17 protein-coding genes are annotated in these 13,229 nt (G+C 27.8%); 2 read left to right on the plus strand and 15 right to left on the minus strand.

What is annotated here, in order from left to right; translation table 11 throughout:
* Nucleotides 1-291: 291 nt before the first annotated feature.
* The 3 genes from L1S46_RS17090 to L1S46_RS17100 form a co-directional block, all read right to left on the minus strand.
* On the minus strand, nucleotides 292-570 hold the full coding sequence (locus L1S46_RS17090; protein ID WP_238900496.1) for a zinc ribbon domain-containing protein: 279 nt from the start codon (nucleotides 568-570) through the stop codon (nucleotides 292-294).
* A gap of 482 nt (nucleotides 571-1,052) precedes the next feature.
* Nucleotides 1,053-2,105 (minus strand): galactose ABC transporter substrate-binding protein, encoded by a 1,053-nt coding sequence (locus L1S46_RS17095; protein ID WP_238900497.1) that lies wholly within the window; start codon nucleotides 2,103-2,105, stop codon nucleotides 1,053-1,055.
* A 336-nt stretch (nucleotides 2,106-2,441) separates the two neighbouring features.
* Nucleotides 2,442-3,323, minus strand: coding sequence for a LysR family transcriptional regulator (locus L1S46_RS17100; protein WP_238900498.1), 882 nt, complete (start codon nucleotides 3,321-3,323; stop codon nucleotides 2,442-2,444).
* Nucleotides 3,324-3,455: 132 nt separating this feature from the next.
* On the opposite strand from L1S46_RS17100, the gene L1S46_RS17105 reads away from it, so the two are divergent.
* Nucleotides 3,456-4,073, plus strand: coding sequence for a histidine phosphatase family protein (locus tag L1S46_RS17105; RefSeq protein ID WP_238900499.1), 618 nt, complete (start codon nucleotides 3,456-3,458; stop codon nucleotides 4,071-4,073).
* 89 nt (nucleotides 4,074-4,162) lie between these two features.
* On the opposite strand, the gene L1S46_RS17110 is transcribed toward L1S46_RS17105, so the two are convergent.
* The 11 genes from L1S46_RS17110 to L1S46_RS17160 all read right to left on the minus strand — a co-directional run bounded on the left by L1S46_RS17110 (nucleotide 4,163) and on the right by L1S46_RS17160 (nucleotide 12,138).
* Nucleotides 4,163-4,372, minus strand: a complete 210-nt coding sequence (locus tag L1S46_RS17110; protein WP_017210934.1) for a hypothetical protein — start codon at nucleotides 4,370-4,372, stop codon at nucleotides 4,163-4,165.
* Nucleotides 4,373-4,588: 216 nt separating this feature from the next.
* Nucleotides 4,589-4,981 (minus strand): hemerythrin family protein, encoded by a 393-nt coding sequence (locus tag L1S46_RS17115; protein ID WP_238900500.1) that lies wholly within the window; start codon nucleotides 4,979-4,981, stop codon nucleotides 4,589-4,591.
* Between the two features lie 223 nt (nucleotides 4,982-5,204).
* The gene (locus tag L1S46_RS17120; RefSeq protein WP_238900501.1) at nucleotides 5,205-5,708 is read right to left on the minus strand and encodes a YbhB/YbcL family Raf kinase inhibitor-like protein; all 504 of its coding nucleotides are present in this window, start codon (nucleotides 5,706-5,708) and stop codon (nucleotides 5,205-5,207) included.
* An 82-nt stretch (nucleotides 5,709-5,790) separates the two neighbouring features.
* Entirely contained in the window at nucleotides 5,791-6,156 is a 366-nt protein-coding gene (locus L1S46_RS17125) for a helix-turn-helix domain-containing protein (RefSeq protein WP_238900502.1), read from the minus strand.
* Between the two features lie 31 nt (nucleotides 6,157-6,187).
* Nucleotides 6,188-6,946 carry a peptidase MA family metallohydrolase gene (locus L1S46_RS17130; protein ID WP_238900503.1) on the minus strand — a complete coding sequence of 253 codons (759 nt, stop codon included), beginning with the start codon at nucleotides 6,944-6,946 and terminating at the stop codon, nucleotides 6,188-6,190.
* A 208-nt stretch (nucleotides 6,947-7,154) separates the two neighbouring features.
* A complete protein-coding gene (locus L1S46_RS17135) occupies nucleotides 7,155-7,691 on the minus strand; it encodes a GNAT family N-acetyltransferase (protein ID WP_238900504.1) in 537 nt (178 codons plus the stop codon).
* A gap of 15 nt (nucleotides 7,692-7,706) precedes the next feature.
* On the minus strand, nucleotides 7,707-8,330 hold the full coding sequence (locus L1S46_RS17140) for a hypothetical protein (RefSeq protein ID WP_238900505.1): 624 nt from the start codon (nucleotides 8,328-8,330) through the stop codon (nucleotides 7,707-7,709).
* Between the two features lie 107 nt (nucleotides 8,331-8,437).
* Nucleotides 8,438-9,268, minus strand: a complete 831-nt coding sequence (locus L1S46_RS17145) for an ABC transporter ATP-binding protein (RefSeq protein ID WP_238900506.1) — start codon at nucleotides 9,266-9,268, stop codon at nucleotides 8,438-8,440.
* 505 nt (nucleotides 9,269-9,773) lie between these two features.
* On the minus strand, nucleotides 9,774-10,196 hold the full coding sequence (locus L1S46_RS17150; RefSeq protein WP_077855983.1) for a cytidine deaminase: 423 nt from the start codon (nucleotides 10,194-10,196) through the stop codon (nucleotides 9,774-9,776).
* A gap of 168 nt (nucleotides 10,197-10,364) precedes the next feature.
* Entirely contained in the window at nucleotides 10,365-11,306 is a 942-nt protein-coding gene (locus tag L1S46_RS17155) for a DMT family transporter (RefSeq protein ID WP_238900507.1), read from the minus strand.
* A complete protein-coding gene (locus L1S46_RS17160) occupies nucleotides 11,299-12,138 on the minus strand; it encodes an AraC family transcriptional regulator (protein ID WP_238900508.1) in 840 nt (279 codons plus the stop codon). The genes L1S46_RS17155 and L1S46_RS17160 overlap by 8 nt, the downstream gene beginning before the upstream one ends.
* A gap of 245 nt (nucleotides 12,139-12,383) precedes the next feature.
* Between L1S46_RS17160 and L1S46_RS17165 the strand changes: the two genes are divergently transcribed.
* Complete coding sequence (locus L1S46_RS17165; protein ID WP_236886675.1) at nucleotides 12,384-12,494, plus strand: putative holin-like toxin; 111 nt, start codon at nucleotides 12,384-12,386, stop codon at nucleotides 12,492-12,494.
* A 296-nt stretch (nucleotides 12,495-12,790) separates the two neighbouring features.
* On the opposite strand, the gene L1S46_RS17170 is transcribed toward L1S46_RS17165, so the two are convergent.
* On the minus strand, nucleotides 12,791-13,180 hold the full coding sequence (locus L1S46_RS17170) for a VOC family protein (RefSeq protein ID WP_077831321.1): 390 nt from the start codon (nucleotides 13,178-13,180) through the stop codon (nucleotides 12,791-12,793).
* Between the last annotated feature and the right edge of the window lie 49 nt (nucleotides 13,181-13,229).

Genomic DNA, 13,229 nt, shown 5'->3' on the forward strand with positions numbered 1-13,229 from the left:
GATGCCTCTAAATATAAATATTTATTTTAAAAAACCTACTAAAAAAGTGTTGATTTTTCTTAGCAGGTTTTTGCGCAAAAAAATAAAGATAAATCAGATATCCTTCTCTAATCAATCTTTATTTTTATGTAAAACTGAATTTATGTTGTTATATTGCAAATAAGTCTTTTTTGTATTACACATAAAAAATAATAAATTAAACTTCTTTAATAAGACAATTTTACAACTTACTATTGTTTTCTAGTAATTTATAACTATACACATATTGTTTATTAAATTTAACTCAAATCATTATTGTCTCCAACGTTTAAGAGTTGGTAATAATGTTGTCATTTCTTTTCTTGCTTCTTCTTCCCCTATTACTTTTCCCAAAACCGGTACAATTAACTCCACCATTTCTTTCATAGACATATTTGGATCAATAAATTTTCCGTCTTTATAGCAATTTGTACAATAAATACTCGCACATCCGTCTTGCTCTTTTGCTATAAAATGTGCATGTTCTTCATTAAACGGTAACCCACAACTCTGACACATCGGTACTTCTGTCATTCTTATCATTCCTTTCATATAATATACATAATTATTCAACCAACTACTCTTCTACATTTATTATAACATAGCTAATAAACATGCTACTATTTAATCACCACGAAATAATTATTATAACGACATTATCATTGCTTATTCAAATATTTCTAATAATATAATAATTATCTTATTCAATATTACATTAAATCTTTTTATTTTTATTGCTATCTAAAGTAACTATTTTCTCGTAATTTTATATAGTATATAATATAGAGAATATTTCTCATATTTAATTTGCAATCTGATCATGGTACCTTCACTACTTTCTGCAGTTAGTTTAAATATAATATATAGCAGTAGTTTTTTATCTACTGCTTTTCTCCAATTATTAAAAACAAAAAATAGATTAAGTATTCCTACCCAATCTACCTTTAATAATTTTTAATATGTTTAATTTATCCACGAATATTATAACTGATTTACCTGAAAATCATACATGTTTTGCATAATACGTATCATTATTACTTACCCAAATATTCCTGATAAGGAAGACGGACTGAGATTCCTGTTTCATCAAATTCGTAATTTGTACCATATAATGGATTTCTATTATAAACATAGTTCATTCCAACATTGTAAAGAACTTTAGCAACCTCTGATGGGTCTTGAAATACGGAACCAGTCATCATGCCAGCATCAATTAATTCTCTGGCTTCTGGTATTGCCTCAATTCCAACTACCGGTATTGTTGGCGTATTTTCTCCTTTATTATAACCATATTCTTGTAATGCTTTAATAGCGCCTATAGCCATAGGATCATTATTTGCAAATATTGCTTCAATCCTATTTCCATATTGTAAAAATAATGCTTTAATAACTTCTTTAGCCTCATCTTCATTCCAATTACAGGCTCTTACTGCAAGTTCTTGAGTTTTTATTTTAGAATTGTTAACTTTTAGAATAGAATACTCAGTTTCTTTAACTGAATCTAAATTATTTTCCTGCCCCATTAACATAATATATTGCAGTACATTATCTTTATTTTTATCTATAAATGATTTTTTCTCATTCCATAGATTAGAAATAATTCCTCCTTGCAATAATCCAGCTTCTTCTACCATAGTTCCAACATAACAACACTTATTATAGGATTTTATGGAGTCAATAGCAGCAGGCTCTCTGCTAAATAAAATTATCGGAATATTTACTCTTTTAACCTTCTCAATAACTTCTTGTGTGCTATGTGTTGTAACTAAATTTACCAAGAATAGATCAACACCTCTTTTTTTAATTAATTCATCTATGCTTGAATTTTGTACTGATTGATCATTTTTGCCATCATAAAAAGTAAATTTTATTTTTCCTTCATTCTCCTTTTGAATTTCTTCTAAATTTTGACGTATTAATGATATATAAATATCGTCAAAGCTATCTAGCAACACTGCAACGTTAATTAGTCTATTTTTAATAAAGATCTGGCTTGCATTAACTGTTGTACTAGCACAAGATAACATAATAGTCGTTATAATAAATATAATAATTATATTATGTAATATAACATTGAATCTTTTCATTTTTATCCTCCGTATAATTCTTTATCTGAATAACATATAAATTTAATATATTTATTTGAAGATTTAAATCGCATAATCAAATATATCTTATTTTATATTTCATTAAAAAGATTTATACTAGGCATTTAGTGGGAAGTTTACTTATCTTAATTAAGATTATGGTACTTATACCGCAACAATAATACATTAAATTTATAATATACACTGCCAAAATAATCCTTCATAATGATTCTAAAAATATTGCAAGAATTTCAGCCTTAATTGTGAAATGTGCATCGTGAATTGCAACGTATATATAATCTCAACTTTAAATATAGTTTAATTTTTATTAAGCATTTAATTATTAATGATAGAAATAAACTTCTCAGTTAAATTAGATATCTTTTCATTCTTACGTGTACAAATAACAATTTCATTTTTTAGATCAACATTATCTACATAAATTCTAGCCAATTTCCCCATGTCAATGAATTCTTTAGCAGCAATTGATGAACAAAAACTCACACCATATCCAGACGTAGATGCCATAAGAGTTTCATGTAGCCCATTAAATTCAAGAGCTATGTCAGGAACTTTAATGCTGCTAATATGGCAAAGTGATTCCAAAAGTACTCTAGCATAACTTCCTTTTTCCCGCATTATAAATGGTTCTAGCATAATATCATTTATACTAACCTTTTTGTTTGCATATTTGTGATTTAGTGAAGCTACAAACCATAAATCATCATCCCTTATTTTAATGGTATCAATTCTGTCTGTATATTTCATTGCTCCACCCCCTAAAACTGCAACATCTACTTTATATGAGATGAGATGATCAATGGCTTCTTCAGTATTTAATGTATTAATCTCAACATTTATATCTTTATTCTCTTTTTTTAATTTAGCCGCCCACATTGGTATTAGAAAATTTGTTGAAAGATAATTTCCGGCTATTTTTAATGTACCATTTTTACCTTTTTTATAATTATCTATTAATGCTTCCATTCTATTTTCTATTTTAAAAACTGCATCTGCTTCTTTTACCAATTGTTCACCTATTTCACTTAAACAAATGCCTCTGCCCTGTGGTAAAAATAATGTAATACCATTTTCTCTTTCAAACTTTTTAATTTGTGATGTAATTGCTGGTTGACTAATTTTTAATTTCTCTGATGCAACTGTTACACTTCCTGCTTTAGCTACTATATAAAACAATCTTAATCCATGTAAATTCATATTTTCTCCATTCATATATTTTATTTATGAATATAATAATAACATATATTATACATATAGATTTTGTTTTGATATACTCTCTTTATAAATTATTGCCGGCATTTTTTATAATAAAATATTTAGGAGCGAACTATGGGACAAACTGTTTTATATTTAATTAGACATGGACAAACAAAGTGGAATCTAGAAAAACGAATGCAAGGCCATAAAGATTCCCCTTTAACAAAGGTTGGCATATCTCAGGCTCAAAAACTGAGTGATAGACTTATGAATGAAAAAGTTGATTTGATATACTCTAGTGAAAGTAAACGCGCTTATGATACTGCTAAAATCATCCAGCATAATCGAAACATTCCTATAAACACAATGAAAGAATTGAAAGAAATCCATATGGGAAAATGGGAGGGCATGAATCAAACAGATATTATTAATAAGTATCCTGAAACTTGGGAAAATTTTTGGAATAACCCTTCTGTATATGTTCCAACTGATGAAGGAGAATCTTATGAGGAATTGAAAGCTAGGGTCATCCCATCAATTGAAGAAATCATTAATTTAAATCAAGGCAAAAGTATTATTATCGTTACACATAGAATTACCTCAAAAGTTATTATGTCACATTTCATGAATCAAAATATATGTGATATTTGTGAAAATCCAGACATAGAATCAGCTAGCCTTTCAAAAATACACGTAGAAAATGGAGTGCCAAAAATACTATTATACGGAGATATATCTCACTATAAATAGAAATTATTTATCCTAAAGTACTTTTATTTTAATTAATATAATGAAAGGCAGATTAAACACCTCTGTTTAACCTGCCTTCATCTCTTCTTTTAAATCAAGCTGACTTTTTTCTTAATTATCCCTTCATTTTTAGCTTGAACTAATAACTTATTATGTACCATTCTAGTTTTATTTATATCCACTAGAAAATCTTTATTATCCTCATATATAAGGTCTTTATATTCTGTAGCTTGATCATGTAGAACTTCTAATGCTTGTAATATTGTTAACATTTCAATCTCATTTAATTTTATTTCCATATAAACCACCCCATAAATTTTATTTCAAAATCCCTATATGGCTATATTCGAAAATTTTAATAACTTCTTTTACTTTTTCGTAACAAAAATTACGACAAAAAAATACAGCCAACTAGTGGCTGCACAATTAATTAAGGTATACTAATGAAAACTTTTTTACAATATTTATTATAATATAGTTTTCTGAACACTAGCTTAACAGCTAAAATAGTCTTACTAATTCTCTACTATAAACTTATCTTCATTTAAAATATGCTTGTCTATCCAATCTACAACAAATTCTAATATCTTCTTTACTGACTCATCTTGATTTAAATCTATTTCGTGTAAATCAATATTATCAATAGATTTTATAAAATCTTCATGTATTACTTTATGTGATAAGAATTTTTTATATCCTACACTCAACATATATTCCTCTTCAGATTTAAAATGAAATATAGTATACTCTTTTAACTCCCCAAGTATTTCAGTAATTCTATCATACTTATCAAGTATAAAATCATTTGTTAATAGTTTATAAGCACGATCTGCTATTTCAAATAATTTTTCATGCTGCTCATCAATGCGTTTTACCCCAACTTCATAATCCGCCTTCCATTTTACCATCAAATCACCTCAAGTAACAAAATTCTCTAATATTTTATCATATTGTGGCAATATATTATATATTTTTAATACTTAATGACTCTGGAAATATAGAGTATAATTAAAAATCGCTTTTGTTCAAGCAGTAATAAACTTTATTATCATTCGCTTTAGCATACTTAAATCCAGACTTTTCAATTGCTCTCTTAGACTGATTATTGTTTACAAAGTGAGAACATACAATTTAATTCTTATAAATTCCCTTTAGAGTATATTGCTCCAAAATATGTCCATCCATTTCATGATATAATTCATTTAATAAAAATCCTTTTTTTAGATTTAGCAGTTTATCTAAAGCAAAAACATGAAGCTCATAAACATGTGCCTTATCTGGTGGTGTCATACCACCATAATAACAAGAAAGTTCTTTTGATTGCTGATTACCCTGCAAGCTAGTCCAGCTATTTGTGCCTTGTATAAAATCCCCTGCTGTCTGGCTCTCATTATCTTTCAATTCACTCCTTGTAATATTCGCTGCAAGCCAATGTATCCAAGCAAAACCTCCTGTTACTGGATAGGCATCTTTATCTTCTAATACTATTGCAAATGAAGCAGTATTTACTGGAGCATTTTCAATTTTTAATGGAAGAGAAAAAGTTGGAACTCCATTCTCATTAAAATGTTCTCCACGACTACCATATTGATCTTGAATAATCCCATTTATAATACCTGCACTTGTTGCTATCATATATTACCTCCAAAGCTATTATTTATAGGCAAATTATAGCAAAGAGCTTTTATAACGTAAATTACTAACTTTTTTGTGGGTATTACTCTGGAATAACCTTTTTTTCAATCAATGTCTTTTCCATACCATGTTCCTTTAAGTAATCAATCCCAATGGATTGCATGATTTTTAGGGCATCTATAATCTTCATTCCCATATCCATTGTTAAAGAGTATTCCACACGAAGAGGATAACCATCAAATGATTTCTTTTCCACAAATCCATAATCAATTAATTCTTTTAATTGCTCTAATAGCATTTTTTGATTAATCCCATCAATATCTCTTTCTAACTTAGTTAATGATGTAGGACCTAATCGCAATCGCCATAATATAATAGATTTCCATTTTCCTTTAATCATATCGTGTACTAGTTCTAAAGGACACGTATATTCTTCTCTTATTTTCATTGTATCTCCTAAAAATAAATTCTTATTTATACTACCTTTGCAGGTAATTCACTTTTATATAATCAATCCATTTATCTTGAAGCTCCTCTTCTGTCATTCCAAAAATCTCTACAATACTATTTGGTTCCTTTATTAAGTTGCGTAACTTTTCATATCCAAATAGTTTAATTATTGACTCTACTATGGTATATGAGTATTGATATCCATTACGTGCAAAGAAAGTTTCAAAATCCGCTCCTGTATCTAGTTCTTTAAATGTAGGAATAATATTATTTTCTAATCCATTTTGAACAGTTTTTATTATCCAGTTTTCATTATTGTCTTTTGCTTCATAACATGCTATTCCTTCATTTAGCCATCTAGGTGTATTATCATTTATCTTATTTACTATCATGTGTACAAATTCGTGAACCGCTGTATTTAATACGTTATAAAAATCGGAACCTGGTGGTGGATTTAAAGGTGATGCTATTACAATTTTACCCACACCAATTCCGCCTCTCACCCAGTCAGGCGCATTTGGAAATCCTAAAGCCATATGAAGTTCATTATGGTCTGGGTGTATTTCTATCGTTAATTTTTCGTTAAGTTGCTTATTTAAGTTATTAGTAATCCTATTATAGTTATCTTCAAGGACATTAGACACTTTATCTATGCATTTTTTATCAAATTCAGTGTAACAAATTATGAAATTTTGAGTTTCTTTTCTTAAATTTAGTTTATAATCTTTCTCTATATTAACATTTTTAATTTTTAGATTATCTAAAGATTCATCTACTTCTTTTGCCATTTTAATTTTACTCCTTTATTGATATTTTTACATATAACCAAATATCTTTATTTAGCACTCATATTTATTCAATATTAATACAACTTTTCTATATATTAATTTTAAATTTTCAATAATATTATGGAATTGTATATTTGTTTCATAACCATTCTAATTATCTTTCTATACAAAGTTAAAATAATTAATTACAATAAGAATCATCAAAACTTTACCGATATTTGCGATAGTAGAAGTAACTATCACTCTCCATATTAGGTTGCTTGTGACCAATTGGAGTTCTTTTCTCAAACAATTTAAATTGCGCTTTTTCCGCCACTTTACATGACGCGATATTTTCACAATCGATAGTAAGAATCATATATGGAATGTCTGATACGCTTATGCACCATTCATACAATGCCTTTAGTGCTTCTGTTGCATATCCATTTCCAACATGATCTTCATCTATAAAGTATGCCATTTCCACTTCATTTAGTGTATCTTCTAATCCCATTCCAACCATGCCAATTAACTCATCTGTTTCCTTTAATGTCACAGCATATCTTTTATTTTCATAAATATCCTTTGAATCCTTTTGTGCCTGAAGCCAATCAATATAACCTGAAAGCCTTCCTTTAACAGTGCTATTTTCAGACCAGTCTTTCATAAACCTTATTACATCTTTTTGCCATATGATTTTCATTAAATTTTCTTTATCTTTATGTTGAAAATCACGAATAATTAATCTCTCTGTATTTATTAGCATATTTTTCACCTCATATTAAAATAATACTTTTTTCATTCTCTTTATTAATATAAAACTCTCTATAAAAATGTAAATTATCATAATAATTAATGGCATAATTAAATTAGCTATATTAAAATGCATAAGATTTAAATATGCTGTTGAAACTTCATTTATAGGAGGAAAAATCCACATCACATATTTTGAATATGGAACCTCATTAATTACTGGTCCTTTAATTATACTCATTAATACAATAAAGATTGCACCTAGTATGGCCATTTTTCTATTTGATATTATTCTTGGTTGCAATAACATACCAATTAATGCTCCTATTATTGATAAAAACATGTGGATAATAAATGAAACAACTATATCTCTGAATGTAACAGGATATTTAAAAACATTACAAATTAAATTATAAATAATAGGAAATCCAACAGATAATATAGAAAAAAATACTCCTACTACACCCATAAAAATAATTTTAGATATCCAATAGCGTGTATGACTCCTTAATTTTAATATTAAAACTTCTTCCGCAATTAATTCTATATTGCTGCAATAAGTAAAACCAATCCATGTCATTAAAGCAAAGAGAAAGGCTGCTGAAGATACCATGCTGCCTACAATATCAAGTAATCTTATGGAATAAGCCATTACCATATATATTATACATATAAAAAAAGGCATTATATATTTGTGAGATTTCATGTACATTTTAAAATTATATTTTAATACCGATATTAACATAAGCTACATTCCTTTTACCTTTCAAAATACTTTAAAGTATAACCATTATTAATCATTTCTACTAAAACCCTATTGCTTTCGCTTACTTTTGTTTTGAATTCTATATAATTCTCATTTTCCTGATAATCATAAATTCCATAAATATTTTGAGTCACAAAAGATTTATCTACTTCCTTTCTATAAAAAGTCATTAAAGCATGTTTCTCAGGACTAATATCTTCCCTCTTAATCTCAAATATTTCAGAATCTTTAACCTGTAATATTCTACTGGATAATTGATCTATTAAAAATAATTCGTGACATGACATTATTACTGTAACGCCATCTTTTATAAGCTCTCTTACCATTCTAATAAACGTTTTTTGTGAATCACTGTCCTGTCCAGATAGTGGCTCATCTAATAACAAAATATCTGGTTTTGACAAAAGTGCCTGAACTACGGAAATCTTTTGCAGGGTACCTTTAGATAAGTTTTTCATAGAAATGTTTATCATATTTTCTAAGTTAAACTCCTTATATAAGTAATTAGTTTTCTTCACAAAATCATCTTTTGATATTCCTTCTATTTCTCCTATTAACTTAATATATTCACCTGCTTTTATATTAAGAGGTGAAAAATTCTCTGGAATATAATTAAATTTAAGATTCTTGTCTCGAATAACCTCCCCAGAAGTTATACTTGTAAGACCGCACAAAATCTTTATTAATGTGCTTTTCCCCATACCATTATGTCCTGTTAAAGCAATACTTTCGCCTTTCATTATATCTAAACTTATATCATCAAAAATCAATCTATCATCATATTTTTTCACTAAATTTTTTACTTTTATTATTGGTATATTCATAATATGCCCCCGTTTATCATAATAAGCATGACCATCTTCGTATTATACCACTTTTTACATAATAATAAAAATAATTACAAACACCACAGATTTAATATCCCCTTTAAAGCTTAATGTGTAATAGTTATATCGAACCATTTATTAAATATGCCATGTTACATAAATTATAAAATAGTAGCTCCACTAATTGGCTCTACTATTTTATAACTTGTCTTATCTCTTGTAATCTGTATTTTAAACGTATTTTAATGCTAAATTATCCAGTTCCATTTTTAATTTTGAATTATTAAGCTTATCTGCAATTGGAGAAAATATTTCTTATGTAATAATCAAAGAATCGTTTAACAATCATATATTAAGCAATAAAATAAACCCAACAGAAAACTTATATTCTCTGTTGGGTACAGCGTTATATTGAAGTAGTTATTTGACAATTCTAATATACAATTCATATTAACTAAAGAATGAACTATATTATTCAGAATTTATATATAATATTAATAATCTATTTTAAATTCTTACCAGTAAATGCTAAAGGTAGAAGTTCTTCTAATGTATGTTCTAAATATTCTTCTGTGCTTTTAGCAATAATTATTTTAAAAGTCTTTAGATCACAGAACTCTGCCATAACTTGCCTACATACTGCACAAGGTGCACAAAAATCTCCTTCGCCAGGTTTTACCCCTTTTTTATTTCCTACCACTGCTATTGCAGTAAATTCTTTTTTCCCTTCAGAAATTGCTTTAAAGAAAGCTGTTCTTTCTGCACAGTTTGTTGGTGTAAATGCTGCATTTTCTATATTGCAGCCCTGATATATTGTTCCATCATCACAAAGTAAAGCCGCACCTACATTAAAATTAGAGTATGGAGTATAACAAAACTCTTGTGCCTCAAATGCTTTTTCTATCAATACTTTTGCATCTATCATATTTCATTACCAAACCTTTCTTTAAAATTCCAATATATTACTATATATTGAGGAATTAAATTGTACCACTATTATACAAGCATGTAAATATAATTTGATGTGATTTAATATAGATACTCAGCTTTTAATTTAGACTTATGCAATAATCCATTGGAATTAGAAACATTGTTATAGTGCATTTTCTTTGTATCTTTCTCCTACATCTTCTACTTCTCTCCTAAATCTTATAATCTGTTTTCCATCAGAAATAAATAGCCCTAATAATGTTAAGATAATTCCTATAATTGAAATAAAGGTTATTTTCTCATGTAAAATAACAGCAGATGAAGCAGCGGTTATTACAGGCACCATATAAATATATATGCTTGTTTTCACCACTCCCAAAATCTTAACTGACCAATTCCAAGTTACAAAGCATAGTGCAGATGCTCCAAAACCTAAATATAAGATATTCATTAGATTTGATACATCAGTAAATCTATATAATTGAAGCTTAAAATCACAAATAAATATGGCAGGTATCATAAAAATTAATCCATAAAAAAATACTTTACGGGTACAGATAATGGTATTGTATTGAAATTGACTAATTTTCTTCATGACAACAGAATAAACAGCCCATAAAATAGCAGCAAGTATTGCTAATATATCACCAAATGGATTTAATTTTAAAACAAATTTTCCGTTAAACTCTATAAGAAGTATCCCTATTATTGCTATTGTAAGTCCAATGAAAAAGTATGATGTTAACTTTTCATTATCTAAAAACAGATTGGCAAAAACAGCTGTAAAAAATGGAGCAATTGAAATAATTACACCTACATTAGTTGCAAGGGTATAGCTCAATGCGATATTTTCACAAAGGAAATACAAGGTTACTCCTGCTAATCCAGCCGCTGCAAAATAAAGTTCTTGTTTAAATTCAACCTTTTTAATATGATATGGGCATATGCAAAGCAATGTAAGATATCCAATTACAAATCTAAAGATCAAAATTTCAATTGGTGTAAAATCTTTTAATAATACTTTAGTTGAAATGAAGGTTGTCCCCCAAATTAATATTGTCATAACTGCTGATAAATGTCCTGCTTTAACTTTGTTATTACTCATTTTCTTTACTCCTACATCTATTAATAAAAATATTCATATATTGCTTTGGAGTTAATCCAATTAACTTTTTAAAAAAGTTTGTAAAATGACTTTGGTCTGTGAATCCTGTTTTGAATGCTACGTCTATTGGAGCAACTCCTTGTTCCAGCATTTTTTTCGCCTTACTAATACGAATTGTTTGAAGATAATTATATGGTGATATTCCCTTTTGCTTAGTAAAAGAATGTAACAAATAATATTTACTTAATCCAGTTAAATTGCTTAATTGATTCAATGTGATATTTTCCATATAATTATTTTCTAGATAATCGCACACTGTCTTAATTTCTGCACTAGCTTCCTGTATATTAATTTCAGAAACTGGGTTTGAATATTCCCTTATCAATTGCTCCATTATTAATAGAAACAATTCATCTTTTTTTAAATTCTTCTCCTCCTCCATTATCATAAGATGTAACTCTTTTAAGGAAGATGTAAGTTCATTACGGAATAAAACAAATTCCATAAAATTAGGTAGGTACTCTTTTCCTGTTATTTCAAAAGTGATTTTTTTCATAACATCTTTTTTAATATTAATGCACCTATAATCGAGTGTCCTGTCATCAATTTGTTCGCATGTATGAATATCACCAGGATTGAACACTATTAAATCCCCTGTTTCTATAATGTACTGCTTATTTTTGCACGACAAATATCTTTTTCCATTCTCAATAAACCCAATAACATAGTAGTCGTGAAAGTGATTTGGAAACTTCTGCATGATACCTTTAAAGTTATAAGCCTCTATGCTTAGCTCTGTATCAAAACAAACAGTCCTAACTTCGTTTAACATCTATTTTCCTCCTTTCCTTATGTCTGTTTTCTAAGAATATCATAGAAATTAAAATAGTTCTTGTATGATGTTGTTCAACTTTTTATTTACCATGATTTCAGAAATTAATATGTACAATAATAGATTTTTATATATTCTTGCCATCTCTCATATGGAAACCTTTTAAATATTATGATATAATTTCCATGTATAATTCAATGGTTTTGTGGGCTACTGGTATCACTTACCTCTTTTTTTGAAGGGAGGTGATACTTATCAGTAATGACGTTTTAACATTACTATTTCAAGGTGGATTATTCTTAATATCGCTGCTAACATTGATAGTGGTTCTTATAGAAAAAATCTCAAAAAAATAGTAGCCCCAGGTTCAATTGGAAGGCTACTATTTTTTTAATAAAAATCTTAGTGATACCAGTTGCCTAAGCAACTAGAATTATATACTATAGTGAAAAGCATATTGCAGTATGCTTTTCACTATTTTCATTTTTATACTATTTCCTTACACTATATGCAAGTTTTATTAAATAAATCATAGATTTAGAATCTTACTTATATTATATCAATTTTCACTAAAAAATAAACACATATTTTTATTGAAAACTACATCTGTAAAATATCCTTTATATTATTATATCTCCTAAAGTTATTAGTCTTACTCAGTTATTTCTATTCTATTCCCATCTGGATCCAAAATACAACTTTCATAATATCCATCTCCAGTATAACGAGGTTCACTTACTACCTCATAACCTGCATTCCTTAATGACTCAGTAAGATTATTAACTTTTTCAACACTGCCTACAGAAATGGCAATATGAATTAACCCAATATATTGATTAATTGTATCATTTAAATTTGAAGGAATTGTTGGCATCTGCATGACTTCAAGTCTTGCTCCTGAATCGAATTTAATAAAATATGATTCAAATTGTTTTTTATGATTAATATATTTATCTCCAGCAATTCCTTCAAAGTAAGTAACATAAAAGTCTCTTAATTTTTCTATATCCTTAGTCCATATAGCTACATGTTCTATTTTCATATTTGCACTTCCTTTACCATTGACTTAAAATTTCTACGCTGACCCATTA

The organism is Clostridium sp. YIM B02500, assembly GCF_022324665.1.
GTDB lineage: Bacteria > Bacillota > Clostridia > Clostridiales > Clostridiaceae > Clostridium > Clostridium beijerinckii.

Excerpts from the sequence above, each read along its gene's own strand:
- L1S46_RS17160 (WP_238900508.1), bottom strand. The coding sequence starts at position 12,138 with ATGTTAAACGAAGTTAGGACTGTTTGTTTTGATACAGAGCTAAGCATA.
- L1S46_RS17170 (WP_077831321.1), bottom strand. The coding sequence starts at position 13,180 with ATGAAAATAGAACATGTAGCTATATGGACTAAGGATATAGAAAAATTA.
- L1S46_RS17100 (WP_238900498.1), bottom strand. The coding sequence starts at position 3,323 with ATGAATTTACATGGATTAAGATTGTTTTATATAGTAGCTAAAGCAGGA.
- L1S46_RS17095 (WP_238900497.1), bottom strand. The coding sequence starts at position 2,105 with ATGAAAAGATTCAATGTTATATTACATAATATAATTATTATATTTATT.
- L1S46_RS17115 (WP_238900500.1), bottom strand. The coding sequence starts at position 4,981 with ATGGTAAAATGGAAGGCGGATTATGAAGTTGGGGTAAAACGCATTGAT.
- L1S46_RS17120 (WP_238900501.1), bottom strand. The coding sequence starts at position 5,708 with ATGATAGCAACAAGTGCAGGTATTATAAATGGGATTATTCAAGATCAA.
- L1S46_RS17090 (WP_238900496.1), bottom strand. The coding sequence starts at position 570 with ATGAAAGGAATGATAAGAATGACAGAAGTACCGATGTGTCAGAGTTGT.
- L1S46_RS17130 (WP_238900503.1), bottom strand. The coding sequence starts at position 6,946 with ATGGCAAAAGAAGTAGATGAATCTTTAGATAATCTAAAAATTAAAAAT.
- L1S46_RS17155 (WP_238900507.1), bottom strand. The coding sequence starts at position 11,306 with ATGAGTAATAACAAAGTTAAAGCAGGACATTTATCAGCAGTTATGACA.
- L1S46_RS17145 (WP_238900506.1), bottom strand. The coding sequence starts at position 9,268 with ATGAATATACCAATAATAAAAGTAAAAAATTTAGTGAAAAAATATGAT.
- L1S46_RS17125 (WP_238900502.1), bottom strand. The coding sequence starts at position 6,156 with ATGAAAATAAGAGAAGAATATACGTGTCCTTTAGAACTAGTACACGAT.
- L1S46_RS17150 (WP_077855983.1), bottom strand. The coding sequence starts at position 10,196 with ATGATAGATGCAAAAGTATTGATAGAAAAAGCATTTGAGGCACAAGAG.
- L1S46_RS17110 (WP_017210934.1), bottom strand. The coding sequence starts at position 4,372 with ATGGAAATAAAATTAAATGAGATTGAAATGTTAACAATATTACAAGCA.
- L1S46_RS17105 (WP_238900499.1), top strand. The coding sequence starts at position 3,456 with ATGGGACAAACTGTTTTATATTTAATTAGACATGGACAAACAAAGTGG.
- L1S46_RS17140 (WP_238900505.1), bottom strand. The coding sequence starts at position 8,330 with ATGGCTTATTCCATAAGATTACTTGATATTGTAGGCAGCATGGTATCT.
- L1S46_RS17135 (WP_238900504.1), bottom strand. The coding sequence starts at position 7,691 with ATGCTAATAAATACAGAGAGATTAATTATTCGTGATTTTCAACATAAA.